24 protein-coding genes are annotated in these 24739 nt (G+C 64.6%); 19 read left to right on the top strand and 5 right to left on the bottom strand.

Annotation, left to right across the window (positions count from 1 at the left end; genetic code table 11):
• Nucleotides 1–7: 7 nt before the first annotated feature.
• Genes JQ627_RS03515 through JQ627_RS03505 form a run of 3 tightly spaced genes read right to left on the bottom strand, consistent with a single transcriptional unit; the run spans nt 8 to nt 4046 of the window.
• Nucleotides 8–1918, bottom strand: a complete 1911-nt coding sequence (locus tag JQ627_RS03515) for an NAD(P)/FAD-dependent oxidoreductase (RefSeq protein WP_212482749.1) — start codon at nt 1916–1918, stop codon at nt 8–10.
• On the bottom strand, nt 1915–2556 hold the full coding sequence (locus JQ627_RS03510; protein WP_212482748.1) for a TetR/AcrR family transcriptional regulator: 642 nt from the start codon (nt 2554–2556) through the stop codon (nt 1915–1917). Before JQ627_RS03510 ends, JQ627_RS03515 begins: the two co-directional genes overlap by 4 nt.
• Nucleotides 2553–4046, bottom strand: a complete 1494-nt coding sequence (locus tag JQ627_RS03505) for an AMP-binding protein (RefSeq protein ID WP_212482747.1) — start codon at nt 4044–4046, stop codon at nt 2553–2555. Before JQ627_RS03505 ends, JQ627_RS03510 begins: the two co-directional genes overlap by 4 nt.
• A gap of 169 nt (nt 4047–4215) precedes the next feature.
• On the opposite strand from JQ627_RS03505, the gene JQ627_RS03500 reads away from it, so the two are divergent.
• The 8 genes from JQ627_RS03500 (at nt 4216) to JQ627_RS03465 (ending at nt 11816) form a co-directional block, all read left to right on the top strand.
• Entirely contained in the window at nt 4216–5475 is a 1260-nt protein-coding gene (locus JQ627_RS03500; RefSeq protein WP_212482746.1) for an ABC transporter substrate-binding protein, read from the top strand.
• 91 nt (nt 5476–5566) lie between these two features.
• Entirely contained in the window at nt 5567–6469 is a 903-nt protein-coding gene (locus JQ627_RS03495; protein ID WP_212482745.1) for a branched-chain amino acid ABC transporter permease, read from the top strand.
• Nucleotides 6466–7485 (top strand): branched-chain amino acid ABC transporter permease, encoded by a 1020-nt coding sequence (locus JQ627_RS03490; RefSeq protein ID WP_212482744.1) that lies wholly within the window; start codon nt 6466–6468, stop codon nt 7483–7485. The genes JQ627_RS03495 and JQ627_RS03490 overlap by 4 nt, the downstream gene beginning before the upstream one ends.
• Before the next feature lie 2 nt (nt 7486–7487).
• The gene (locus tag JQ627_RS03485) at nt 7488–8243 is read left to right on the top strand and encodes an ABC transporter ATP-binding protein (RefSeq protein WP_212482743.1); all 756 of its coding nucleotides are present in this window, start codon (nt 7488–7490) and stop codon (nt 8241–8243) included.
• Complete coding sequence (locus JQ627_RS03480; RefSeq protein WP_212482742.1) at nt 8240–8953, top strand: ABC transporter ATP-binding protein; 714 nt, start codon at nt 8240–8242, stop codon at nt 8951–8953. The genes JQ627_RS03485 and JQ627_RS03480 overlap by 4 nt, the downstream gene beginning before the upstream one ends.
• Nucleotides 8954–9116: 163 nt before the next feature.
• Nucleotides 9117–9335, top strand: coding sequence for a hypothetical protein (locus JQ627_RS03475; protein ID WP_212482741.1), 219 nt, complete (start codon nt 9117–9119; stop codon nt 9333–9335).
• 111 nt (nt 9336–9446) lie between these two features.
• Nucleotides 9447–10505, top strand: coding sequence for a putative sulfate exporter family transporter (locus tag JQ627_RS03470; RefSeq protein WP_212482740.1), 1059 nt, complete (start codon nt 9447–9449; stop codon nt 10503–10505).
• 138 nt (nt 10506–10643) lie between these two features.
• Nucleotides 10644–11816, top strand: coding sequence for a fumarylacetoacetate hydrolase family protein (locus JQ627_RS03465; RefSeq protein WP_212482739.1), 1173 nt, complete (start codon nt 10644–10646; stop codon nt 11814–11816).
• Nucleotides 11817–11928: 112 nt separating this feature from the next.
• Here JQ627_RS03465 and JQ627_RS03460 read toward each other — a convergent pair whose 3' ends face one another.
• Nucleotides 11929–12081, bottom strand: a complete 153-nt coding sequence (locus tag JQ627_RS03460) for a hypothetical protein (protein ID WP_212482738.1) — start codon at nt 12079–12081, stop codon at nt 11929–11931.
• A gap of 100 nt (nt 12082–12181) precedes the next feature.
• On the opposite strand from JQ627_RS03460, the gene ytfQ reads away from it, so the two are divergent.
• From ytfQ to mmsB, 11 genes are all read left to right on the top strand, one after another.
• On the top strand, nt 12182–13147 hold the full coding sequence (ytfQ, locus tag JQ627_RS03455) for a galactofuranose ABC transporter, galactofuranose-binding protein YtfQ (protein ID WP_212482737.1): 966 nt from the start codon (nt 12182–12184) through the stop codon (nt 13145–13147).
• A gap of 114 nt (nt 13148–13261) precedes the next feature.
• Nucleotides 13262–14797, top strand: a complete 1536-nt coding sequence (locus JQ627_RS03450; RefSeq protein WP_212482736.1) for a sugar ABC transporter ATP-binding protein — start codon at nt 13262–13264, stop codon at nt 14795–14797.
• On the top strand, nt 14794–15786 hold the full coding sequence (locus tag JQ627_RS03445) for an ABC transporter permease (protein WP_212482735.1): 993 nt from the start codon (nt 14794–14796) through the stop codon (nt 15784–15786). The genes JQ627_RS03450 and JQ627_RS03445 overlap by 4 nt, the downstream gene beginning before the upstream one ends.
• Complete coding sequence (gene yjfF / locus JQ627_RS03440; protein ID WP_212482734.1) at nt 15783–16763, top strand: galactofuranose ABC transporter, permease protein YjfF; 981 nt, start codon at nt 15783–15785, stop codon at nt 16761–16763. Before JQ627_RS03445 ends, yjfF begins: the two co-directional genes overlap by 4 nt.
• Nucleotides 16760–17536, top strand: coding sequence for a FadR/GntR family transcriptional regulator (locus JQ627_RS03435; RefSeq protein WP_212482733.1), 777 nt, complete (start codon nt 16760–16762; stop codon nt 17534–17536). Before yjfF ends, JQ627_RS03435 begins: the two co-directional genes overlap by 4 nt.
• Entirely contained in the window at nt 17533–18459 is a 927-nt protein-coding gene (locus tag JQ627_RS03430; RefSeq protein WP_212482732.1) for a Gfo/Idh/MocA family protein, read from the top strand. The genes JQ627_RS03435 and JQ627_RS03430 overlap by 4 nt, the downstream gene beginning before the upstream one ends.
• A gap of 2 nt (nt 18460–18461) precedes the next feature.
• Complete coding sequence (locus JQ627_RS03425) at nt 18462–19538, top strand: aldose epimerase family protein (protein ID WP_212482731.1); 1077 nt, start codon at nt 18462–18464, stop codon at nt 19536–19538.
• Nucleotides 19538–20416 (top strand): SMP-30/gluconolactonase/LRE family protein, encoded by an 879-nt coding sequence (locus JQ627_RS03420; protein WP_212483157.1) that lies wholly within the window; start codon nt 19538–19540, stop codon nt 20414–20416. The genes JQ627_RS03425 and JQ627_RS03420 overlap by 1 nt, the downstream gene beginning before the upstream one ends.
• Nucleotides 20417–20489: 73 nt before the next feature.
• Nucleotides 20490–21563 (top strand): multiple monosaccharide ABC transporter substrate-binding protein, encoded by a 1074-nt coding sequence (gene chvE / locus JQ627_RS03415; RefSeq protein WP_212482730.1) that lies wholly within the window; start codon nt 20490–20492, stop codon nt 21561–21563.
• 101 nt (nt 21564–21664) lie between these two features.
• Complete coding sequence (mmsA, locus tag JQ627_RS03410; RefSeq protein ID WP_212482729.1) at nt 21665–23242, top strand: multiple monosaccharide ABC transporter ATP-binding protein; 1578 nt, start codon at nt 21665–21667, stop codon at nt 23240–23242.
• Nucleotides 23239–24429, top strand: coding sequence for a multiple monosaccharide ABC transporter permease (gene mmsB, locus JQ627_RS03405; RefSeq protein ID WP_212482728.1), 1191 nt, complete (start codon nt 23239–23241; stop codon nt 24427–24429). Before mmsA ends, mmsB begins: the two co-directional genes overlap by 4 nt.
• Nucleotides 24430–24519: 90 nt before the next feature.
• Here mmsB and JQ627_RS03400 read toward each other — a convergent pair whose 3' ends face one another.
• Complete coding sequence (locus tag JQ627_RS03400; RefSeq protein WP_212482727.1) at nt 24520–24687, bottom strand: hypothetical protein; 168 nt, start codon at nt 24685–24687, stop codon at nt 24520–24522.
• Nucleotides 24688–24739 lie beyond the last annotated feature (52 nt).

The raw sequence follows: 24739 nt of genomic DNA, 5'->3' as shown, positions 1-24739 counted from the left end.
CTCAAGTCTACGCCTTCGTCAGCCTATACTGCCCCAGATCCGGATCATGCGTCATCCGCCAGTAATCCACGAAGCGCCAGGGCATGGCCGAAAACACCCGGCCGCTGGAGTTGCGATAATAGGTGCTCATGCCCGGATGGGTCCAGATCATCGCCTCATGCTCGGCATCGACCTTGCGGACGTAGTCGTCGAGCACGTCAGGGCGGACGTCGATGGCGGCGACGTCTTGCTCGATCATGCCGGCAAGGCAGGCGGAGATGTAGCGGCTCTGGCATTCCGACTGGAAGATGACGCTGCCGCCGTGGGCGGGGCCGGAGTTCGGGCCGAGCATGCAGAAGAAGTTCGGAAAGTCCGGGACGGTGAGGCCGAGGAACGCGGTCGGATTGTCGTTGGCCCAGGCCTCGCGCAGATCCTTGCCGCCGCGGCCGCTGATGTTGAGGCGCGACGCCATCTCCGTGACCTTGAAGCCGGTCGCGACGACGACGATGTCGGCGGGGCGCTGCTCGCCGTCGGCGGTGACGATGCCGGTAGCGTCGAAATGGTCGATCGTGTCGGTGACGAGCTCGACATTGTCCCGCGTCAGCGTCTTGAACCAATTGTTGTCGAGCAGGATGCGCTTGCCATAGGGCGGATAGGTGGGCACGCATTTCTCGATCAGGTCCGGCCGATCCTTCAGCTCCGTCAGGATGAAGTCGGTCAGCTCCTGGCGGTGCCGGTCATTGCCCTTGTTGACGGCGCGCTCGGGATGCGGCCAGGCCGGATCCTTGCGCAGGAACGGCAGCAGGCCGTCGCCATAGCGCCAGAACATGTTGAAGCGATACCACTGCACATAGAACGGCAGATGCGCGAGCAGCCAGCGCGCACCGTCGCTGATCGGATCGGAATAGCCCTTAACGGGCCGCGCCCATTGCGCGCTGCGCTGATAGACCGTGACAGAGGCGACGCGGCCGGCGATCGACGGCACGAGCTGCATCGATGTCGCGCCGGTGCCGATCACGGCGACATGCTTGCCGTCGAGTTCGATATCGCCGGACCACAGAGCCGAGTGCAGGATCGTGCCCTTGAAATCCTCTTCGCCCTTGAAGCGCGCGCGGGAGGGATCGTTGAGCTGGCCGATGGCCGAGACTAGCGCGGTGGATTCGAAGGTCTTTTCGCCGTTCTTCGTCTTGAGCGTCGAAATCCAGCGCCGCTTGCTTTCGTCCCAGTGCGACGAGGTCAGCTCGGTGTTGACGCGCAGATGTTTGCGGACGCCGTATTCCTCCGCGACCTTGAGGAGATAGCCGAGCAGTTCCTCGCGCTGGCAGAAATAGCGCGTCCATGCATTACCCGAGCCGAACGAGTACGAATAGGAATGGTTCGGCGTGTCGACGCCGCAGCCGGGATAGCGGTTGATCCACCAGGTGCCGCCGAGCTCCTCGTTCTTCTCGACGATAGTGTAGGGGATGCCGAGATGGCCGAGCGCCACGCCGAGCGCGATGGCGCAGACGCCGGCGCCGACGATCAGCACGTGCTGGTCGGCGAGCTTCTCGTCCGCGGGACGTTTGGTCCAACGCGGCTCGCGCGCAACAAACCCCATCTCCTCGCGCATCAGGGGCGCATATTCCGGCGCGACGTTCTCGCCGAGGCAGGCGCGCATCATCTTGAGCAGCAGCTCTTCGCCGGGATCGGTGATGACGGGTTTTGGCGTGCCCACCGCAAAAAGCCTGACGACCGCAGCGCGGATCTCGTCCTGGATCTCGCGGGGCACACCGGCCTCTGGATCGGGGATGAGGCGGATGTCGCGCCTGGGCAGATAGGGCGGCTCGAGCCATTTCTCGTCGCCCGTCATGTGCACGAGCACCATCAGCAGGCAGCGGATGTCGCCTTCGGCGATCGCCGAGGCGAGGTCGAGCGGCTTTTGTGGAGATGCGATGTTCATGGCGTGTCCTGATCCCCGGATGAACTGAAGAGGCCGCGCGTCATCAGCTTGCGGTAGGCGGAGATGACGTGGTCGGGCACGGCGGTGACGCCGTCGGCCGAGTAAGAATAGCGGCGGCTGAGATAGCCGCGCGAGCCCATCAGCATGTGGACGATGGCCTCGAATTCCTCGTCGCTGTAATCCTCGATCGCGCCGGCCGTTCGTGCGCGCCGCAGAATGCGGACATAAGCGACCGAGATGTTGTCGAGATGCTTCTGGTAGCCGATGGGCGCGAAGAACTCGGCCTCGTTGAGGATGCGCAGGAATTCCGGGACCTCGCGGATGAAGTCGAAGAAGGCGGAAAAGCGCGCGATCTCCTGCCGCGCCGCATCCGCCGTGCCGGTGCGGGCACGGATGAACTCGACCATGTCGAGGCCGATCTTCGGCAGCAGCTGGTCGAGCAGCTCTTGGCGGTTCTCGAAATGATTGTAGAAGGTGCCTTGCGCGACGCCGGCTTCTTCGGTGATGCGGGCGACGGAGGCTTCGGCATAACCATGCTTGCCGACGACCTTGGTCGCGGCCTCGAAGATCTTCTGCTTGGTCCAGGCGTTGCGCTCGACGCGGTTGAGCTTTGTGACCTTGGCGTTCGCTTGCGTCATTCAGACGTCTCCAACTCGGCGCGCAGCACGCGCTTGAGAATCTTTCCCGACGGGTTGCGGGGCAGGCTGTCACGAATGATCAGCTCTTTCGGCACCTTGAAGCTCGCCAGCCGTGCGCGGCAGTGCTCGGTGAGAGCAGGGAGCTCGAGGCTCGCGCCTTCGGCCAGCACGACGATGGCGACCGGCCGCTCGCCCCAGCGCGCATCGCGCAGGCCGATCACGGCAACCTCGCGCACCTCGGGCAGATCGTAGATGACGCGCTCGACCTCGGAGGAAGCGATGTTCTCGCCGCCCGAGATGATCATGTCTTTCTTGCGGTCGGTCAGGTACAGGAAGCCTTCCTCGTCGAGATAGCCGACATCGCCGCTGCGGAACCAGTCGCCGAAGAAGGCCGTTTCGGTCTTCTCCGGATCCTTCCAATAGCCGCGCGTGATCTTCGGCCCGCGCAGGCAGATCTCGCCATTGACGTTCGGCGGCAGCGTCCTGCCGTCCTCGTCGCGGATATCGATCTCGACATGCGCGATGGCGCGTCCCGTCGAGCCGATCTTCTCGATCTCGCGGCCGGCTTCCATGAATGTGTCGCCGCCGACGGTCTCGGTGAGGCCATAGGCATCGATGTAGCGTGCATTGTGGAAGAATTCCGAGAAGGCGCGGATGCGCAGCTCCGGCGTCTTCTCGCCGCCGCCGATCGCCCATTCCAGGCTCGAGACGTCGTAGCGGTCGCGCGCGGGGCAGGTGAGCATTGCGGTGGTCATGACGGGCGCGAACCAGGCGGCGTTGACCCTGTCCTCGGCGATCGCAGCGAGCGCCGTCTCCGGTTCGAAATCGCGTTCGATGCGAATGAACCCACCATGCCAGAGCACGGCGATGCCGGGCAGGTCGAGCGCGCCGACGTGATAGAGCGGGCCGACGACGAGGAGGCGCGTGTCGGCGCTGAGGCCAAGGGCGATCGTCTGGTCGGCCGACTTCCAGTAGAAATTATCGTAGCTGAGCATCACGCCCTTGGGGCGGTCGGTCGTGCCCGAGGTGTACATCAGCCGCATCAAGTCGGATGGCTGGCGGATATGCATCGGCGCGGCTGCCGCATCGCCCGCAAGTCGCGTGACGCTTTGCTGCGCCGCCTCGTCGAGCACGACAGTCTCCGCGCCCGCTGCGTTTGCGGCCAGCTCCTCATCGACAATCAACAATCGCGCGCCGGCGTTGCCGGCGATGTAGCCGACCTCATCGCGCGAAAGACGAAAATTGATCGGCAGGAACACCGCGCCGAGATGGCTGGTAGCAAACACCAGCTCCAGGAATGCCGCGCTGTTCTTCATCAGGACGGCCACGACATCGCCGGCGGCGATGCCTTGTGCCGCGAGCCAGCCCGCCGCCACATGGATGCGCGTATCGAAGATCGCGTAGGAGATCTCCTCGCCGCGATATTTCAGCGCAGGCCGGTCCGGCGTGCGCCGGGCATGAAAGGCGATGAAGCTCGACAGGTTGATCATTGCGCAGTTTTCGAGCCGGTTGCCGGTGTCGTGTCCCTTGATATGAATTCTGACTCATAGTTCATCTTTGGCTTGACGTCACCCCCTGCCTCTGAAATCCTCGGGAACACGGAGACGAGACGATCTCCGGCAAGGGACCAGAGCGCCGACCCGACAGAGGGAGGGGAAAATGACGAGAACCCGCACGCCGGGCATCAGCCGCCGTTCAACACTGGCGCTGATGGGCGCCGGTGCGATGAGCGTTGCCGCGCCATGGGTGGCGCGCGCGCAAGCCAAGACCATCAAGGTCGGCATGCCGACGATTCTGTCGGGCCGCGTCGCGCAGCTCGGCACGTCGTCGCGCAATGCCGTGATGCTCGAGGTCGAGAAGGTCAACGCCGCCGGCGGCCTTGCCGGCCGGCAGATCGAGATGGTGATCCGCGATTCCAAAGGGCAGCCGCAAGAAGCCGCCCGCGTCGCGCGCGAGCTCGTCAACACCGATGGTTGCGAGTGGCTGATCGACGGCGAGGCGTCGTCCGGGTCGTTCGCCGTTCACGAAGTGGCGCGTGATCTCGGCGTGCTCTGCGTCCACACCTGCTCGGAAGCGTCCTCGCTGACGGCCGATCCGAAGCAGCACATCCCGAACGCGTTCCGCTGCGTCCGTCAGGGCATCCACGATTCCATCGTCGGCGGCAGCTACGCAGCCTCGATCTCCAAGGCCAAGGGCCTGAAGAAATGGGCGACCTGCTCGCCCGACTATGCCTATGGCCGCGACACCACCGGCGAATTCACGCTGTACCTCAAGCGCTTCGCGCCCGACGTCGAAGTCATCAGCGAGTCCTGGCCGAAGCTGTTCCAGCCCGACTACACCGAAGTGGTGACCAAGATCCTCCAGGCCAAGCCGCAGGCGCTGTACTCCTGCCTCTGGGGCGGCGATCTCACCTCCTACATCGACCAGGCCAACATTTACGCGATGTTCAGCCAGATGGAGGTGTTCGCGGTCAACATGGCCGACTACACCGCGCTCACGGTGGTGAAGAACCTGCCCAAAGGCATTCACTCCGGCAATCGCTACATCAAGACCTTCCCGACCACGCCGGAGAACGCTGCCTGGGGCGACGCTTACAAGGCCAAGTACAACGAATATCCGACCAACTGGTCGTGGCAGAACGCGACCGCGGTGATGTTCCTCACCGAGGCCGCGAAGAAGGCGAACTCCACCGACGGCAAGAAGATCGCGGAGGTGTTGAAGGGGCTCACCATCAAGTGCCCGTTCGGCGCCGACGGCACCGTGACGATGCGCGGCGACGACCACACGCTGGTCGGCTACGCCATCGGCTGGGGCACCACGATCCCGCAGGAGCCTTATGTGCCAGAGGTCAAGGCCGGCGACTGGAAGACCATCTTCGAGCTCGAGGCCGAGTGGAAGAAGAGCAAGGGCTATATCTGATCCGCTGAGCGGCGGAGACGGGTGAGCGTCTCCGCCGCCTTTGTTTGGTTCTCCGCGCCACGTCCGGCGCGCCTTCAATGAAAGTGCTCCCGTGGATCTCGACGCGCTCGCCGGCTGCCTCTCCAGCTCTGCCTGCCTGGTGACGCAAACCACCAGCGGCCTCATCATCGGCATGCTCCTGTTCCTGGTCGCGGTCGGGCTGACGCTGATCTTCGGAGTCCTCAAGGTCGTCAATTTCAGCCACGGCGCCTTCTATATGTTCGGCGCCTATTTTGCGATGACGGCCTATCAGCTCACCGGCAGCTTTGCGCTTGCGATGCTTGCGGGTGCGGCCGGCACAGCGCTTCTCGGCCTGATCTTCGAGCGCGTCTTCATGAGCCGCGTCTATGGCGCCGACGTGCTGATGCAGCTTCTCGTCTGCTACGCCTTCGTGCTGATCTTCGACGATGTCGTGCGCATCATCTGGGGGCCGGAATTCAAGTCGATGGGCATGCCCGCGGCATTCCAGGTGATGCCGCTGTTCATCGCCGGCGGCGTGGTGCCGCCTTATTACCTGCTGCTGATCGGCGTCGCGCTCGTCGCGGCGATCGTGCTCGGCATCGGGCTGTCGCGCAGTCGCATCGGCAAGGTGATCCGCGCTGCCGCGCATAATCCCGGCATGGTCTCGGCGCTCGGCATCAACACCGGCCTCATCTATGGGGGCGTGTTCGCGCTCGGCGGCATGCTGGCGGGGCTAGCCGGCGCGCTCGCTGCGCCGGTGCGGTCGTTGACCCCCGGCATGGGATTCTCGGTGCTGATCGAATCCTTCATCGTCACCGTGATCGGCGGCATGGGCTCGATCCTGGGCGCGCTGATCGGCGCGCTGCTGCTCGGCCTGATCCGCTCCTTCGGATCGCTCGGCTTTCCCTTGTTCACGGAAGGCCTGATGTACCTGTTCATGGTGATCGTGCTGGTTTCCAAGCCCACTGGCCTGTTTGGCAAGGAGGCGGCATGACCGAGCTCGAGGCCGGACGCGCCGAAACGCTGGCGTCGGTGCGCGGCGGCGCAGCGTTTCAACGCTATCGCGACGTCCTGATTGCCGTGATCGCGTTCGCCGTGCTGGCGAGCCTGCCGCTGTTCACGGGTAGCAAGGCGCTGCTCGATTTTGTCATCCGCTGCTCGGCCTACGGCCTGTTCGCGACCTCGCTCAACCTGCTGGTCGGCTACACCGGCCTGACCTCGTTCGGTCACGGCATGTTCTTCGGCCTTGGCGCCTACAGCTTCGGCCTGATCATGCAGAAGCTCGGCCTGCCCATTCCGGTCGCCTTCGTCGCGACGCTGGCGATCACGGCGGTGATCGCGGCCGTGATTGGCGCGATCTGCGTGCGGCTGAAGGAGATCTATTTCGCCTTCGTCACGCTCGCGTTTCAGATGCTGATTCACTCGACGATCCTGTCCTGGGCTTCCTTCACCGGCGGCGACCAGGGCTTGCGCGGCGGCATTCCGCGCCCCGCATTCCTCGGCATCAATCTCGCCAACCACGTCCATCTCTACATCGCGAGCTGCGCGCTTCTCGTCCTCGGGCTGCTTGCGATGCGCCAGATCGCGCAATCGCCGTTCGGCTACACGCTGCGCATGATCCGCGACAATGCCGCGCGCGCGAGCTTCCTCGGCATCGACGTCTGGCGCGCCAAGCTGACCGTCTTCGTGTTGGCCGCGCTGTTCGCTTCGATGGGCGGCATGGTGATGGCGCTGTTTGTTTCCGGTGCCTATCCGGAATTCGCCTATTGGACGATCTCGGGCGAGGGCATCTTCATCAACATGCTCGGCGGCGTCTCGACCTTCCTTGGGCCGATGGTCGGCACGGTGCTGCTGCTGCTGCTCAACGACACCGTCACGCGCTTCACCGAATACCACGGCATCGTGCTCGGCGTGGTCATCCTGTTCTTCGCGCTGGGTTTGCGCAAAGGCCTGCTCGATTTCGTCGCCGAATGGTTTTCGCATCGGCGTGATGCAGGTGAGGGGCGCTAGTCATGCTGGAGATCCGCAACCTTGCAAAATCCTTCGGTGGCGTGAAGGCGACCAACGACGTCACGCTCGATTTCCCCGACGGTTCGCTCACCGCGGTGATCGGTCCGAACGGCGCGGGCAAGAGCACGTTCTTCAACCTGATCACCGGCGCGCTGAAGCCGGATTCCGGTCAGGTGCTGCTCGACGGCGTCGATCTCGCCGGCCGCTCGCCGCCGGAGATCGTGCGCCACGGTATCGGCCGCGCCTTCCAGGTCGCCAGCATCTTCAAATCGCTGACGGTGCAGGAGACCATGCTCGCCGCCGTCAGCGCCGACCAGCGTACCTCGGCGGTGCTGCACAAGCATTTTCCATTGCCCGAGACGCGCGACCGCGCCGAGCATGTGATGGAGCTGCTGGGTCTCGCTGGCAAGCGCGACCGCACGGCCGCGACGCTGTCGCATGGCGATCAGAAGCTGCTCGACATCGCACTCGCGCTGGTGCTCGAACCAAAGGTGCTGCTGCTGGACGAGCCGACCGCCGGCATGGGCCCGGAGGAGCGCTGGCGCATGATCGACAAGGTGCGCGAGCTCTGGGAGACGCAGAAGATCACGGTCGTCTTCATCGAGCACGACATGGATATCGTGTTCAAGATCGCGCCGAAGATCGTCGTGCTCTGCTACGGCCGCATCCTCGCGACCGGCACGCCCGATGAGATCCGCAACAACAGCGCGGTAATCGACGCTTATCTCGGCACCGAACATGCAGGAGCCGCCGCATGAGCGCAGCGGTCATCGAAGTCGCCGATCTCGACGTCTATTACGGCACCAGCCAGATCCTGTTCGGCGTCGCGCTCTCCGTGCGGCAGGGCGAGACCATGGCGCTGCTCGGCCGCAACGGCGCCGGCAAGTCTACGACGATGAAAGCGATCATGGGGCTGGCTCCGCCGCGGCGGGGCAGGATCAGCCTGCGCGGCGCGGTGATCTCGGGCCAGAAGCCGCACCATATCGCGCGCGCCGGTCTCGGCTTCGTGCCGGAGGATCGGCAGATCTTTCCGGAGCACACGGTGGAGGACAATCTCGTCATCGGCAGGAAGCGCGGGCCGGAGGGCCAGGACGAGTGGCCGATCAAACGCATCTACGACGTCTTCCCGCTGCTGGAGCCGCTGCGCCATCGCATCGCCGGACGTCTCTCGGGCGGCGAGCAGCAGATGCTCGCCATCGCGCGCACGCTGATGGGCAACCCGGCGCTGTTGCTGCTCGACGAGCCGAGCGAGGGGCTCGCGCCGATCATCGTGCAGCGGATCGGTGAGCTGTTGCGGCAGCTCCGCCAGCTCGGTTCGACCGTGCTGATCGCCGAGCAGAACATGCATTTCTGCCTGGGGCTGGCGAGCCACGCCACGGTGATCGACAAGGGCCAGATCGTCTATGCCGCGGGGATCGACGAGCTTAAGGCCAACGACGCCATTCGGCGGCGATATCTGGCCCTATAGCCGGGCTCCGGACCGCTAAACCTGCCAAAAGAAGAAAACTATTGCCTCGTGGGCACCCGACGGAAGGAGTTTCCCCTTCGGGAGGCAAATACGCCAATCGCTTCCATTGCCGTTTGGGGCCGAAACGACGACATTCCCATCACGATTTGATGGATTGACGGCCATGGAACGCACTGGATTTGAACCCTTCGGCGAGCAGCTGGTGTCCGCGACGGACGCCCAGCCGAAGTCGCGCGCTTCAAAGCTCCTGCTGCGGGCCGGCACCACGGTGTTCTGGTCGCTGGTTGCCGGCATCGTGCTGGCTCGCGCCGCCTTCTTCGAGCCGGGCATCTATGACAGCTTCAGCCGGGTCGCATCGCTCGCCAAGAGCCTGATCTTCTGAGGCTGATTATTCCGGGCCGAGGACAGAACTTCCCTCGGCCCTGATATGCCGAAAACTTATTCCCCAATTCGATCGCCGTGCGTATAAATCCTTCTCCTCTGGGAGAGATTTGTGTCGCAGAATCAAGCATCCAGCCCGACCGACGCCAAGCCGGCCACTGCCATTAGCCGCGTCGTCGCGCTGATTCCCGGCATTCTCCTCTGCGTTCTGGTCGCCGGCGTTTCGGCCCTGCTCGAGCACCTGGAACTGGGCGTTTTCGAGCATCCCTATGTCGAGGCGCTGGTGATGGCCATCCTGCTCGGCATGGCGCTCCGCAGCTTCTGGAAACCCGCGGCACGCTGGCAGGCCGGCATTGCCTTCAGCGCAAAACAGCTCCTCGAAGTTGCGGTCATGCTGCTGGGAGCCTCGATCAGCTTCGCCGCCATCGCGGCTTCAGGCATCGCGCTGCTGGCATCGATCGCCGCGGTCGTCGTGATCGCGCTCTGCGTCTCCTTCGGTCTCAGCCGGATGCTGGGCCTGTCGACGCGTCTGTCCATCCTCATCGCCTGCGGCAACTCGATCTGCGGCAATTCGGCGATCGCCGCCGTGGCGCCGATCATCGGCGCGAACAACGACGAGATCGCGTCGTCGATCTCCTTCACCGCGATCCTCGGCGTGATGATGGTACTGGGCCTGCCACTCCTGATTCCGCTGCTGCAATTGTCGGCCACGCAATACGGCATCCTTGCGGGTCTGACCGTCTATGCAGTGCCGCAGGTGCTTGCCGCGACGGTGCCCGCCGGGCTCATCTCGACGCAGATAGGCACGCTTGTGAAACTGATGCGCGTGCTGATGCTTGGGCCGGTCGTCGTCGGCCTGTCGCTCGCTGCCTCGCGCTGGCAGAGCGGCGCCAAGAAGGCCAATGTCGGCTTCTTCCGCCTGGTCCCGTGGTTCATTCTAGGCTTCCTGGCGCTGGCCACCTTGCGGTCGCTGGAGATCGTGCCGGGCACAGTGGTCGGACCCGTGACGAAGATCACGAGCTTCCTGACGGTGGTCTCGATGGCGGCGCTGGGCTTGGGTGTCGATGTCCGCGTGCTCGCCAATGTCGGTGGTCGGGTCACGGCCGCGGTGACGCTGTCGCTGATGCTGCTGCTCGGGATCAGCATCGCGCTGGTGCACTGGTTCAAGTGAGGGCGTGCCGCGATGGCGCGCATAAATTGCGGTGCGCTGCCACTCTGGACTTCCCCTGCCAGACCGGTATTGGTTTTCGCCAACGTGGTTGGCCGTTGAGCGAACGCGGTTGATCCGACAAAGAGTGAGGACGCGGCCATGACGACACTGACGCTTAAGGACCTTCTCCCCGAGGACGGAACGCGGGGAACACTCGTCGGCCGCGTCTGGCTGCCGCAGGTGAACGGTCCCGCTGTGGTCGCCGTGCGCAGCGACGGTGTCTTCGACGTCACCGCGAAATTTCCGACCGTCAGCGCACTCTGCGAAGAGGACAATCCGGCAAAGGCGCTTGCGGCGAGCAAGGGTGAGCGTATCGGCGATCTCGAGGCCATCGTCGCCAACACGGCCCCCGACCAGCGCGACCCGAAAAAGCCGTGGCTGCTCGCACCCGTCGATCTTCAGACCCTGAAGGCTGCCGGCGTCACCTTCGCCATTTCGATGCTGGAGCGCGTGATCGAGGAGCGCGCGAAGGGCAATCCGGCCTCGGCCGAAGCGATCCGGAAAGAGGTGACGCGGCTGATCGGCGACGATCTGTCGAAGCTCAAGCCCGGCTCGGACCAGGCGATGCGGCTGAAGCAGGTGCTGATCGATCAGAACGCCTGGAGCCAGTATCTCGAAGTCGGCATCGGTCCCGACGCCGAGGTCTTCACCAAGGCGCCGACCTTATCGTCGGTCGGCACCGGCATGGATGCCGGCCTGCATCCGAAATCGACCTGGAACAATCCCGAACCTGAGCTGGTGCTGTTCGTCTCGAGCCGCGGCAAGATCGTCGGCGGTGCGCTCGGCAACGACGTCAATCTGCGCGATTTCGAGGGGCGTTCGGCGCTCTTGCTCTCAAAGGCCAAGGACAACAATGCCTCGTGCGCGATCGGGCCGCTGCTGCGCCTGTTCGACGACAGCTTTACCCTCGACGACGCCCGCAAGCTCGATATCAGCCTGAACGTGAAGGGCGCGGACGGCTTTGTCCTCGACGGCCATTCCTCGATCAGCATGATCAGTCGCGATCCGACGGACCTCGTCGAGCAGACGATCGGCAAGGTGCATCAATACCCCGACGGCTTCGTGCTGTTCCTCGGCACGATGTTCGCCCCCGTCAAGGATCGCGATGCGCCGGGGCAGGGGTTCACTCACAAGCGCGACGACATCGTCACGATCGCAGCGCCCCAGCTCGGCAAGCTCGTCAACCGTATGCGCACCAGCGACGAGTGCGAGCCGTGGACTTTTGGAATCGGCGCGCTGATGAAGAACCTCGCGCAGCGGAAGCTGATCTAGCTTCTTTGCCTCCCTATCTACGATCGTCATGCCCGGGCTTGTCCCGGGCATCCACGTTCTTCGTGCCGCACAAGGCGTGGATGGCCGGGACAAGCCCTGGCCATGACGGGTGTTAGCGGCCGCCGAGCCGCACGAATTTCTTCATCTCCTCGTTGCATCCCTGGAACAAAATCGCGTTGGGCGTGTCAAAGAACCGCTCACCCCGCCAACTCGCGCTTTCCGCTAAAAAGTCAAATAATATGACTAGTCGGAACTCGTCTTCCATGAAATAGTCCCTCCCGCCGCCTCAAAGGCCGGCCTGCGGGTGCCATGCTACCAATCGGTGCCCGAGATAACACAAGATGACTTCTTGGGAGACACGCCTGATGACCCTCAAAGCCCTCTTTGCGGCCAGCGCCACGGCCACGTTGTTGCTCGCGGTGCCGGCCAGCGCCGGCCAGCTCACCATCGGCTTCTCGCAGATCGGATCGGAATCCGGCTGGCGCGCGGCCGAGACGTCGGTCTCCAAGCAGGAGGCTGCCAAGCGAAAGGTCAATCTCAAGATCGCCGACGCGCAGCAGAAGCAGGAGAACCAGATCAAGGCGATCCGCTCCTTCATCGCGCAGAACGTCGATGCGATCTTCCTTGCGCCCGTCGTCTCGACCGGTTGGGACTCGGTGCTGAAGGAAGCCAAGGAGGCCAAGATCCCGGTCGTGCTGCTCGACCGCGACATCGATCCTTCCGGCAAGGAGCTCTATCTCACCGCCGTGACCTCCGACAGCGTGCACGAAGGCGAGGTCGCGGGCGACTGGCTCGCGAAGGCCGTCGGCGGCAAGGCCTGCAATATCGTCGAATTGCAGGGCACGGTCGGCGCCAGCGTCGCCGCCAACCGCAAGAAGGGCTTTGACACCGCCATCGCCAAGCACGCGAACCTGAAGGTGGTGCGCAGCCAGACCGGCGACTTCACCCGCGCCAAGGGCAAGGAGGTGATGGAGAGCTTCATCAAGGCCGAAGGCGGCGGCAAGTCGATCTGCGCCGTCTACGCGCACAATGACGACATGATGGTCGGCGCGATCCAGGCGATGAAGGAAGCCGGCCTGAAGCCGGGCAAGGAGATCCTCACCGTCTCGATCGATGCGGTCCCCGACATCTTCAAGGCGATGGCCGCCGGCGAAGCCAATGCCACCGTCGAGCTAACGCCGAACATGGCGGGCCCGGCGCTCGATGCCATCGCGGCCTTCAAGGACAAGGGCACGGTGCCGCCGAAATGGATCCAGACCGAGTCGAAGCTCTATACGGCTGCCGACGATCCGCAGAAGATCTACGACAGCAAGAAGGGCCTCGGTTACTGAGGCGGGCTTCGCCGGACTGCGCCTTGCGGTCCGGCACTCCCTTCGAAACCGCTGTGCGAGCGAATAGGCTGGGTGTCCGCATCGTTTGCGGGCACCGGTAGGAGTGACGTCGCGATGGAAAACAGCCTTGATCCTGCTCCTTCTCTGCTGGAGGTGCGCGGGATCAGCAAAAGCTTCGGTGCTGTGCGTGCGTTGCAGGAGGTCGACTTCACGCTTCGTGCCGGCGAGATCCATGCGCTGCTCGGTGAGAACGGCGCCGGCAAGTCCACGATGATCAAGGTGATCACCGGCGTATTCCCGCGCGATGCAGGTATCGTCAGGCTGGGCGGTGAAGAGATCGCGCCGCGCTCGGCGAAGGCCGCGCTCCAGGCCGGCATTGCCACCGTCTACCAAGAGGTCAATCTACTGCCGAATCTCTCGGTAGCGCAGAACCTGTTCCTCGACCGGCAGCCGATGCGCTTCGGCATCGTGCGTGAAGGCGAGATGCGGCGTCGCGCCAAGGCGCTGCTGAAGGATTTCGGCCTCGATATCGACGTCGCCGCGTCGCTCGGCAGCTATTCGGTCGCCATCCAGCACGTCACCGCGATTGCGCGCGCCGTCGATCTTTCCGCGCGCGTGCTGATCCTCGACGAGCCCACCGCGAGCCTCGACCGTCACGAGGTCGAGATCCTCTTCGGCGTCATGCGTCAGCTCGCGAAACGCGGCATCGGCATCGTCTTCGTCAGCCACTTCCTCGATCAGGTCTACGAGATCTCCGACCGCATCACGGTGTTGCGCAACGGCCGCCTGGTCGGCGAGCGCGAGACCGCCTCGCTGCCGCGGCTCGAACTGATCCGGATGATGCTCGGCCGCGAGCTGGCCGAGACCACCAGCGCGCGGGCCTCGGCGGGCGAGCGCATCGCGCGCGAGGTCTGCGCCAGTTTCGAGAACTACGGCAAGGCCGGGTATGTCACCCCGTTTAATCTCGAGCTGCGCCATGGCGAGGTCGTGGGTCTCGCCGGCCTGCTCGGCTCGGGCCGGACCGAGACGGCAAGGCTGGTATTCGGCGCCGAGCGAGCCGATCGCGGGCAGGCGAAGGTGGAGGGGGCGCCCGTGCGACTCCAGTCGCCGCGCGACGGCGTGCGCCACGGTTTTGGGTATTGTCCGGAGGAGCGCAAGACCGACGGCATCGTCGCCGAGCTCACCGTGCGCGAGAACATCGTGCTCGCCCTCCAGGCCAAGCGCGGCTTGCACCGGCCACTCTCGCGCCGCGAGCAGGACGAGATCGCGCGCCGGTATGTCAGGATGCTCGACATCCGCCCGCCCGATCCTGAGCGCGCCGTGGGGCTGCTGTCGGGCGGCAATCAGCAAAAGGTGCTGCTGGCACGCTGGCTCGCGACCTCGCCGCGCCTCTTGGTGCTGGACGAGCCGACCCGCGGCATCGACGTCGGTGCGCATGCCGAGATCATCCGCCTGATCCGCGAGCTCTGCGATGACGGGTTGGCGCTTCTCGTGATCTCCTCCGAGCTCGACGAGATCGTGACCTATTCCGACCGCGTGGTGGTGTTGCGCGACCGTACCCATGTCGAGGAGCTCGCGGGCGAGGCGATCGACGTCGGCAACATTCTCGCGGCCATCGCCGCCGATGTCGCGCATGAGGCCCACGCATGACAGCGCTGTTGCCGCGCCGCGGCCTTGCCCAGATCCTCGCGCTGATCGTCATCCTAGCGGTCGATCGCATCGTGTCGCCGCAATTCTTCGATCTGCGCCTCCAGGACGGCCGGCTGTTCGGCAGCCTGATCGACGTGCTCAACCGCGGCACGCCGGTGGCGCTGCTCTCGCTCGGCATGGTGCTGGTGATCGCGACGCGCGGCATCGATCTGTCGGTCGGTGCGGTCATGGCCATCTCGGGCGCGATCGCGGCGAGCCTTGCCGACAGCCACGGCCTCCCGATCGTGCTCGCGGCCGCGCTCGGCGCGGGCCTGATCTGCGGATTGTGGAACGGATTTCTCGTCGCGGTGCTCGGCATGCAGCCGATTGTAGCGACGCTGATCCTGATGGTGGCGGGACGCGGCATCGCGCAGCTCATTACCGAGGGGCGTATCGTGACTTTCTCCTCGCCGGATCTGGTCTGGCTCGGCAATGGCGCGGTGCTCGGTCTGCCGATGCCCATCGCGATTGCCTTGGGCATGTTGATTCTCACCGGCGCGGTGGTGCGCGGCTCGGCGCTCGGACTGCTGATCGAGGCAACCGGCGGCAACGCGCGGGCGAGCGAGCTTGCCGGCGTCGGCACGCGTGCGATGATCCTGGCCGTCTATGTCTGGTGCGGCATCTGCGCCGCGCTCGCCGGCGTGATCGCGGCGGCCGACATCATGGGGGCGGATGCCAACAACGCCGGCCTCTGGCTCGAGCTCGACGCCATCCTCGCGGTGGTGATCGGCGGAACCTCCCTGTTCGGCGGCCGCTTCAGCCTCGTGCTGGCCGTGCTCGGCGCGCTGATCATCCAGACCATGAACACCGGCATTCTCCTGTCGGGCTATCCACCGGAGTTCAATCTGCTGGTCAAAGCGGTGGTGGTGATGACGGTACTGCTGCTGCAATCGCCGAAATTTTCGGGGATTGCCGGGATCGCCGCGCGGCTGCGGAGGTCCAAAGCATGAAAGGCCTGCCGCCCGTCCTCATCACCGCCATCGTGCTCGTTGCCGGCTTCGCGCTCTGCGCCATGCAATTCCCCAACATCGCCTCGACCCGCGTGGTCGGCAATCTCCTCACCGACAACGCCTTTCTCGGCATCGTTGCGACCGGCATGACCTTCGTCATCATCTCCGGCGGCATCGACCTCTCGGTCGGCTCGGTGATCGGTTTCACCACGGTGTTCGTCGCGCTCGCGATCGAGCGTTGGGGCGTGCCGCCGCTGGTTGCCTTCGTCGCTATCCTCGCGCTCTCGGCGGCTTTTGGTGGGGCGATGGGCGCGGTGATCCACGTCTTCGACCTGCCGCCGTTCATCGTGACGCTGGCGGGGATGTTCCTGGCCCGCGGTGCGAGCTTCCTGCTCTCGACCGAATCGGTGCCGATCACCGCACCGGTCTATTCCACCGTGTCGGACTTCGCGCTGCGGATGCCCGGCGGAGGGCGATTGACGGCGATTGCGATCATTATGCTCGTGATCGTGATCGGCGGCGCCTTGCTGCTGCATCTCACCCGGTTCGGTGCCAATGTCTATGCGCTCGGCGGCAGCCGGGCCACGGCGAGCCTGATGGGCGTTGCCGTCGGCAAGATGACGGTGAAGATCTACATGCTGTCGAGCCTGCTCGCGGGCATCGCCGGCATCGTCTTCTCCTTCTACACCAGCGCCGGCTATTCGCTCTCCGCGGTCGGCGTCGAGCTCGACACCATCGCGGCCGTCGTGATCGGTGGCACGCTGCTCACGGGCGGGCAGGGCTCGGTGATCGGCACCTTCCTTGGCGTGCTGATCCAGGGCCTGATCCAGACCTACATCAATTTCGACGGAACGCTGTCGAGCTGGTGGACCAAGATCGCGACCGGCGTGCTACTGTTCGCCTTCATCGCCTTGCAGCAGGGGCTGGTCGCGCTCGCGCGGCGGCCGGCGGCGAAGCGCGCAGGAGCAGCCACATGACGTCGCGCATCGTCGTCATCCCGACGCGGCGGGCCCATTCCAATCATGCGGAAGTGGCCCGCTCGATCGGCGTCGACATCATCGCCGGCCGCTACGCCGAGGGAACGCGCCTTCCCGGTGATGCCGAGATGATCGCGATGTTCGGCGTGTCGCGGCCGGTGTTGCGCGAGAGCGTGAAGACCCTCGTCGCCAAGGGCCTGCTTACCACCAAGGCGCGGGTCGGCACCGTCGTGCGCGAGCGCGCCGCCTGGAACATGTTCGACGCCGACGTGCTGGCCTGGCACCTGGACGCCGGCATCGACAAGCGTTTCCTCAACGATCTCGCTGAGATTCGCCTCGCGGTCGAGCCGCGCGCCGCTATGCTGGCGGCGGCGCAGCGATCCGAGGACGACCTCGCCGAGCTCCGTCGTTGCATGGACCGCATGCGGCTTGAGGCTTCCGATTCCGTCGGCTTTGCCGACGCCGACCTCGCGCTCCATGTTGCGGTGGCGCACGCGTCGGGCAATCTGTTCATGCGCTCGATCGGCCACGTCATCGAGGCCGCCCTGCGCGCCTCCTTCCTGCTCAGCGCACCGGTCGAGCCGGAGGACCGCGACACCGTGCTGCTCTGGCACCAGAAGATCGTCGATGCCATCGCTGCCGGCGACGCAGAGACCGCCTCGGAGGCGATGGTTTATGTCATTCACAACGGCATGCGCCGCCACGAGGGCACGGTGATCGTAACAGCACCGGCCGAGGCGCTGCCGTCCGCAGATACTGGAGAAAAAGCGTGACCGAACTTCGCATCGCCATCGTCGGCTTCGGCAAGATCGCGCGCGACCAGCACGTCGGAGCGATTGCCGCGACGACGGGCGCGACGCTCGCGGCCGTCGCGAGCCGCAACGCATCGCTGCCCGGAGTGCCGCATTTTGCGACCATCGAGGAATTGCTGGAAAAGGGACCGCCGATCGATGCAGTCTCACTCTGCACGCCGCCGCAGGTTCGGCGTGCCCAGGCCGCCGCGGCGCTCGCTGCCGGCAAGCATGTCATGCTGGAGAAACCGCCCGGTACCGGCGTTGCCGAGCTCGACCCGCTGATCGCGATGGCGGGGGAGGCCAGGCGAACGCTGTTTGCGACCTGGCATTCGCGCTATGCACCGGCGGTCGAACCGGCGCGCGCGTGGCTTCTCGCCCGGCGGATCAAGTCTGTGCACATCAACTGGAAGGAAGACGTTCGAGTCTGGCATCCCGGGCAGGGCTGGATCTGGGAGCCGGGCGGGCTCGGCGTGTTCGATCCCGGCATCAACGCGCTCTCGATCCTGACCCGTATTCTGCCCCAGCCGTTGTTCGTCACCGCGGCTGAGCTGGCCTTTCCGGCCAATTGCCAGGCGCCGATCGCCGCGAACCTGACACTGACCGACATTGGCGGCCTGCCTGTGACCGCCGAATTCGATTTCCGCCAGACCGGACCGCAGAGTTGGGATATCCTCGTCGAAACGGACCAGGGCCGAATGACGTTGTCCGGCGGCGGCCGGCGCATGGCGATCGACGGCAAGGCCGTTGCCGAGGCGCCCGATGAGGAATATCGCGAGCTGTACATGCGCTTCGTCAAGCTCACCGCGACCGGCACGAGCGACGTCGACCTGGCGCCGCTGCGTCTCGTTGCCGATGCCTTCCTGCTCGGCAAACGCAACATCGTCGAACCGTTTGTGGACTGAACATGGCTGGCTCGAAAGTAGACAAAGACATTTTCGGAACGCTGCCGGACGGCCGCGATGTCGAGCGTATCGTGTTGCGCGGGGAGGGCGGGTTCGAAGCCCGCATCATCACCCATGGCGCAGTGATCCAGGCGCTCATTGCGCCGGACGCCAAGGGCGGTTGCGACGACGTCGTGCTCGGCCATGACGCGTTCGCCGGTTATCTCGCTGAACGAAAGTTCTTCGGTGCCACCGTCGGCCGTTACGCCAATCGCATTGCCAACGGACGATTTTCGCTGGACGGCGAAACGGTGCAGCTTCCGGTCAACAACGGTCCGAATGCGCTGCATGGCGGCCTCGACGGGTTCGATCGCAAGCTCTGGGAGATCGCCGGCATCGACGACGGTGCGGAGCCGGGCGTCACGCTCACCTATTCGAGTCCGCATGGCGAAGAACATTATCCCGGCCGGCTCGACGTGCGCCTGACCTATCGCGTCACCGGCCCGGCCGAGCTGTCGTTGACGATGGAGGCGCGAACCGACCGGCCGACCATCGTCAACCTGACCAATCACAGCTTCTTCAATCTGGAAGGCGTGACCTCAGGCACGCCCATCCTCGATCACAAGCTGACGGTCGCCGCCGAGCATTTCCTCGCCATCGATCCCACCGCCATTCCGTTGCCTGAGCCGCCGCGCGCGGTGGCCGGAACGCCGTTCGACTTCCGCGACGGCGATGCCGTCGGTGCGCGCATTCGCGAGAGCGATCAGCAATTGCGCAACGGCAAGGGCTACGACCATACCTATTGCCTCGGGCGTGACGGCAAGCTTGCTCTCGCGGCCCGGCTGGAGGCGCCACGATCAGGGCGCATCATGGAGCTTCTTACCGATCAGCCTGGCCTTCAGGTCTATTCCGGCAACTATCTCGACGGCACGATTTCGGGCAAGGGCGGCAAGCTCATCCGGCAGTCGGATGCCATGTGTCTCGAGCCGCACATCTGGCCGGATGCGCCGAACCGGCCGGACTTTCCGAGCCCGCGCCTCGATCCCGGCGAGGTCTACCGCCATCACACGGTCTATCGCTTTGGAGTGAGGACGCCATGATGGAAGAGGTGCCGACCTCGGTTCTCTCGGACGATCCATGCCATCTCGGCGAGGGGCCGACCTATGATGTGACCACCGACACGGCCTGGTGGTTCGATATCCGCGAGGGGCGGCTGTTCGAGGCGCATCTCGGCAGTGGCAGCATTCGCGTCCACGCGCTCGGCCGGATGGCGAGCGGTCTCGGGCGCATCGACGCCGAGCGCCAGTTGATCGTCGCCGAAGACGGCCTCTACATCCGCAAGCTCGCCGACGGCGCGATGACACTGGTCTGTCCGCTTGAAGCCGACAATCCCGCGACGCGCTCCAACGATGCCCGTGTTCATCAGTCCGGAACGTTCTGGATCGGCACCATGGGCCGCAATGCGGAGGCAGGAGCAGGCGCGATCTACGCGTTCCATCGCGGCAACATCTCGATGCTGTTTCCCCGCATCACCATTCCCAATTCGATCTGCTTTTCACCGGATGGTGCGACCGGCTACTTCGCCGACACCGCGCGCGCCGTGCTCTACGCCGTTCCGCTTGATCCGGCGACCGGCCTGCCGCGAGGCGAACCTGAAGTCTTGTTGCGCCACACCGGCATCGGGGGCCTCGACGGCTCCGTGTGCGACGCTGACGGACAGATCTGGAACGCTTGCTGGGGTGCGGGCCGTATCGATGTCTACTCTCCGCAAGGCGAGCGCCTGCGCTCGCTGCGCGTGCCGGCAAAGCAGTCGAGCTGCCCGGCCTTCGTCAGCCCTGATCTGTCGCGCCTCCTCGTCACGTCGGCCTGGCAGGATATGGACGCGACGGCGCGCGCCGCCGATCCGCAAGCCGGCTGCACTTTCCTGTTGAAGGCGTCCGCGCGTGGCCGCGCGGAGCCTGACGCCAAGCTCGCATAGGAGGCTCGAAGCCGCACACGACCAACGTTCTCGACGAAACGAAGAAACAGTCTGACACCCAAGGGAGTAAAACATGCTGAAACTGAAGACGACATTCCTCGCGCTGGCGCTGGCCGGCGCAGCGACGATGGCCTCGGGCATCACCGCCTCCGCCCAGGACAAGGCGACGGTTGGCATTGCCATGCCGACCAAATCGTCGGCGCGCTGGATCGACGACGGCAACAACATGGTCAAGGTGCTGAAGGAGCGCGGCTATAACACCGACCTGCAATATGCCGAGGACGATATCCCGAACCAGCTCTCGCAGGTCGAGAACATGGTGACCAAGGGTGCGAAGGCGCTGGTGATCGCCGCGATCGACGGCACCACGCTGTCCGACGTGCTCAAGCAGGCGAAAGCAAAAGGCATCACCGTGATCGCCTATGACCGTCTGATCCGCGGCACGCCGAACGTCGACTATTACGCGACCTTCGACAATTTCCAGGTCGGCGTGCTCCAGGCGGAGTCGCTCGTGCAGGGGCTCGGCCTCAAGGACGGCAAGGGCCCGTTCAACATCGAGCTGTTCGGCGGCTCGCCCGACGACAACAACGCCTACTTCTTCTACAATGGCGCGATGAGCGTGCTGAAGCCTTACATCGACAGCGGCAAGCTCGTCGTCGTCTCCGGCCAGATGGGCATGGACAAGGTCGCGACCTTGCGCTGGGACGGTGCCACCGCGCAGGCGCGCATGGACAATCTGCTCAGCGCCTACTACGGCAACAAGAAGGTCAACGCGGTGTTGTCGCCCTATGATGGCCTTTCCATCGGCATCATCTCCTCGCTGAAGGGCGTCGGTTATGGCAGCGCGGGCCAGCCGATGCCTGTTATCAGCGGTCAGGATGCGGAAGTGCCCTCGATCAAGGCGATGCTGCGCGGCGACCAGTACTCGACCATCTTCAAGGACACCCGCGACCTCGCCAAGGTAACGGCCGACATGGTCGACGCGGCGCTCGCCGGCAAGCAGGTTACGGTGAACGATACCAACACTTACGAGAACGGCGTCAAGAAGGTGCCGTCCTATCTGCTCAAGCCGGTCGTGGTCTACAAGGACAATTGGGAGAAGACTCTGGTGGACAGCGGCTACTACAAGAAGTCGCAGTTCCAGTAAGCTTCCTTCTTTCCCCTCTCCCCGCCTGCGGGGAGAGCCTCTTCTCCCTCTCCCCGCAAGCGGGGAGAGGTGAACTAGCAGCGATCGAGGGACGTGAAATCATGACCGCCATGCTGGAGATGCGCAACGTCAGCAAGAGCTTTTCAGGCGTGCAGGCGCTGCGTGACGTGAACTTCTCGGTCGAGGCCGGGCAGATCCACGCGCTTGTCGGCGAGAACGGTGCCGGCAAGTCGACGCTGATGAAAGTGCTCAGCGGCGTCTACCCGGCCGGCAGCTACGAGGGCACCATCGTCTTCGAGGGCGAGGAGCGCCGCTTCCGCGACATCAACGATTCCGAGGCGCTCGGCATCATCATCATCCACCAGGAGCTGGCGCTGATCCCGCTGATGTCGATCGCCGAGAACATCTTCCTGTCGCATCCGCCGTCGAAACTCGGCGTGATCGATCGCGACGAGGTGTATCGGCGCACGCGCGAGCTCCTGGCGCAGGTCGGGCTGAAGGAATCACCGGATACGCTGATCACCGACCTCGGCGTCGGCAAGCAGCAGCTAGTCGAGATCGCGAAGGCGCTGTCCAAGCGCGTGCGGATGCTGATCCTGGACGAGCCGACCGCGAGCCTGAACGAGGCCGACAGCGCCGCGCTGCTCGAACGCCTCATGGCCTTCCGCGAGCAGGGGATCGGCTCGATCCTGATCTCGCACAAGCTTAACGAGGTGGCCAAGGTCGCCGACCACATCACCGTGCTGCGCGACGGCCGCACCGTCGATGGCATTGACTGCCGCAGCGAGCCGATCCAGGAAGATCGCATCATCCGCAGCATGGTCAATCGCGATCTCGCCCATCGCTTTCCCGAGCGCAACGCGAAGATCGGCGAGCCTGTCCTCACCGTCGAGAACTGGTCGGTCTATCACCCCATTCATCCCGAGCGGCAGGTGATCAAGAACGTCAATTTCGGCGTGAAGCGCGGCGAGGTCGTCGGCATTGCCGGGCTGATGGGCGCCGGCCGCACCGAGTTTGCCATGAGCCTGTTCGGCCGCTCCTGGGGCACCACTATCAGCGGCCGGATCCGGCTGGAGGGCAGGGAGATCGTGCTGCCGAGCGTCGCGGCCGCGATCGACGCCGGCCTTGCCTATGTCACCGAGGACCGCAAGCAGCTCGGCTTGATCCTCGCCGACGACGTCCGCAAGAACATCACACTCGCCAGCCTCGACCAGGTCGCACCCGGCCGGGTGATCGACGACATCGCCGAGCTGAAGGTCGCCAGCGATTACCGCAACCGGATGCGCATCCGCTGCTCCGACGTCTACCAGGAGACCGGCCAGCTCTCCGGCGGCAACCAGCAGAAGGTGGTGTTGTCAAAATGGTTGATGACCGACCCCAAGGTGCTGATCCTGGACGAGCCGACAAGGGGCATCGACGTCGGTGCCAAATACGAAATTTACTGTATCATCAACGAGCTTGCGGAGGCCGGCCGCGGCGTCGTGGTGATCTCCTCGGAGATGCCCGAGCTGCTTGGTATCTGCGATCGCATCTGCGTCATGAACGACGGCGCCTTCGTCGGGGAATTCAAGGGCGCAGAGGCGACGCAGGAGAAGATCATGCGCGCCATCATGCGCAACGAACGAAGCAATGGAAACGGCGTGCCTGAGGCCGCGGAGATGGGAGGATTGCAGCCATGACCGACAAGACGGTTTCGCTGCCCGAGGAGCGCCGGCACGGCAGCTTCATCAAGAATAATCTGCGCAACTACGGCATGCTGATGTCGCTGATCGCGATCATGCTGTTCTTCCAGGTCATGACCGGGGGCACGCTGCTCCAGCCGCTCAACCTGACCAATCTGGTGCTGCAGAACAGCTACATCGTCATCATGGCGCTCGGCATGCTGCTCGTGATCGTCACCGGGCATATCGATCTCTCGGTCGGCTCGGTCGCGGGCTTCGTCGGTGCGGTCGCCGCCGTGCTGATGGTGACGTACAAGGTCGACTACACGCTCGCCTTCATCGCCTGCCTGCTGTTGGGCGCTGCGATCGGTGCGGCGCAGGGCTATTGGGTGGCCTATTTCGGCATTCCGTCCTTCATCGTCACGCTGGCGGGCATGCTGGTGTTCAAGGGACTTGCGCTCGCGGTGCTGCAGGGCCAGTCGCTCGGCCCGTTCCCACCGACTTTCCAGAAATTGTCGTCGGGCTTCATCCCGGAGCTCCTGCCCGAAGCCGGTACGCTGCATCCGACCTCGATGCTGATCGGTGCCGTGCTGGCTCTGGGGCTGGTCTATGCCAGCGCCAAAAGCCGCACGCGCGAGCAGTCGCATGGCATCGAGGTCGAACCCTACGCGTTCTTCCTCGGCAAGAGCGTCGTGCTGGCCTGTGCGGTGCTCTATTTCACCTATCTGATCGCGACCTATCGCGGCCTGCCGAACGTGCTGGTGATCATGAGCGTCTTGATCGCACTTTACGGCTTCGTGACGCGTCGCACAGTGATCGGGCGGCATATCTATGCGGTCGGCGGCAATGCGAAAGCAGCAAAATTGTCGGGCATCAAGACCGAGCGGCTGACCTTCCTCACCTTCGTCAACATGGGCGTGCTCGCCGCGCTGGCCGGCCTCGTCTTTGCCGCGCGCCTCAACACCGCGACGCCGAAAGCGGGCCTCGGCTTCGAACTCGACGTCATCGCCGCCTGCTTCATCGGCGGCGCCTCGGCCTATGGTGGGGTGGGTCGCGTCGGCGGTGCCGTGGTCGGCGCCATGATCATGGGCGTGATGAACAACGGTATGTCCATCCTCGGCATCGGCATCGACTATCAGCAGGTCATCAAGGGCCTGGTGCTGCTCGGGGCGGTGTGCATCGACGTGTACAATCAGCGACGGTAGGTCCCGTAGGGTGGGCAAAGGCGCAACGCGCCGTGCCCACCATCTTTCCATGATCATGACAGGTGGTGGGCACGCTTCGCTTTGCCCACCCTACGGCAGCGGTGACTGCGTCGTGAATAGCACCGCCGCGATCGCGACGGAGAGGCCCACCGCCGATACCGTTGCCACCGTCGACAGCACCCCCATCCGCCTGAGCGTGATTGCGAAGGCGATGATGATGGGGGTCGCTGTCATCAGCCCGAGTTGCGCATCGCTCATCGTTGTTCGCCATTCCGTGGAACACTGAGGTGGTTCTTACCGCGCTCCGGTG

This window comes from Bradyrhizobium liaoningense (genome assembly GCF_018130785.1).
GTDB lineage: Bacteria > Pseudomonadota > Alphaproteobacteria > Rhizobiales > Xanthobacteraceae > Bradyrhizobium > Bradyrhizobium liaoningense_A.
This window is presented reverse-complemented; position numbering and strand designations above follow the sequence as displayed.

Coding starts and splice junctions, on each gene's coding strand:
- JQ627_RS03420 (WP_212483157.1), top strand. CDS start 19,538: ATGGAAGAGGTGCCGACCTCGGTTCTCTCGGACGATCCATGCCATCTC.
- JQ627_RS03460 (WP_212482738.1), bottom strand. CDS start 12,081: ATGGAAGACGAGTTCCGACTAGTCATATTATTTGACTTTTTAGCGGAA.
- chvE (WP_212482730.1), top strand. CDS start 20,490: ATGCTGAAACTGAAGACGACATTCCTCGCGCTGGCGCTGGCCGGCGCA.
- JQ627_RS03485 (WP_212482743.1), top strand. CDS start 7,488: ATGCTGGAGATCCGCAACCTTGCAAAATCCTTCGGTGGCGTGAAGGCG.
- mmsB (WP_212482728.1), top strand. CDS start 23,239: ATGACCGACAAGACGGTTTCGCTGCCCGAGGAGCGCCGGCACGGCAGC.
- JQ627_RS03515 (WP_212482749.1), bottom strand. CDS start 1,918: ATGAACATCGCATCTCCACAAAAGCCGCTCGACCTCGCCTCGGCGATC.
- JQ627_RS03480 (WP_212482742.1), top strand. CDS start 8,240: ATGAGCGCAGCGGTCATCGAAGTCGCCGATCTCGACGTCTATTACGGC.
- JQ627_RS03400 (WP_212482727.1), bottom strand. CDS start 24,687: ATGAGCGATGCGCAACTCGGGCTGATGACAGCGACCCCCATCATCATC.
- yjfF (WP_212482734.1), top strand. CDS start 15,783: ATGAAAGGCCTGCCGCCCGTCCTCATCACCGCCATCGTGCTCGTTGCC.
- JQ627_RS03475 (WP_212482741.1), top strand. CDS start 9,117: ATGGAACGCACTGGATTTGAACCCTTCGGCGAGCAGCTGGTGTCCGCG.
- JQ627_RS03490 (WP_212482744.1), top strand. CDS start 6,466: ATGACCGAGCTCGAGGCCGGACGCGCCGAAACGCTGGCGTCGGTGCGC.
- ytfQ (WP_212482737.1), top strand. CDS start 12,182: ATGACCCTCAAAGCCCTCTTTGCGGCCAGCGCCACGGCCACGTTGTTG.
- mmsA (WP_212482729.1), top strand. CDS start 21,665: ATGACCGCCATGCTGGAGATGCGCAACGTCAGCAAGAGCTTTTCAGGC.
- JQ627_RS03450 (WP_212482736.1), top strand. CDS start 13,262: ATGGAAAACAGCCTTGATCCTGCTCCTTCTCTGCTGGAGGTGCGCGGG.
- JQ627_RS03500 (WP_212482746.1), top strand. CDS start 4,216: ATGACGAGAACCCGCACGCCGGGCATCAGCCGCCGTTCAACACTGGCG.
- JQ627_RS03510 (WP_212482748.1), bottom strand. CDS start 2,556: ATGACGCAAGCGAACGCCAAGGTCACAAAGCTCAACCGCGTCGAGCGC.
- JQ627_RS03435 (WP_212482733.1), top strand. CDS start 16,760: ATGACGTCGCGCATCGTCGTCATCCCGACGCGGCGGGCCCATTCCAAT.
- JQ627_RS03425 (WP_212482731.1), top strand. CDS start 18,462: ATGGCTGGCTCGAAAGTAGACAAAGACATTTTCGGAACGCTGCCGGAC.
- JQ627_RS03445 (WP_212482735.1), top strand. CDS start 14,794: ATGACAGCGCTGTTGCCGCGCCGCGGCCTTGCCCAGATCCTCGCGCTG.
- JQ627_RS03465 (WP_212482739.1), top strand. CDS start 10,644: ATGACGACACTGACGCTTAAGGACCTTCTCCCCGAGGACGGAACGCGG.
- JQ627_RS03505 (WP_212482747.1), bottom strand. CDS start 4,046: ATGATCAACCTGTCGAGCTTCATCGCCTTTCATGCCCGGCGCACGCCG.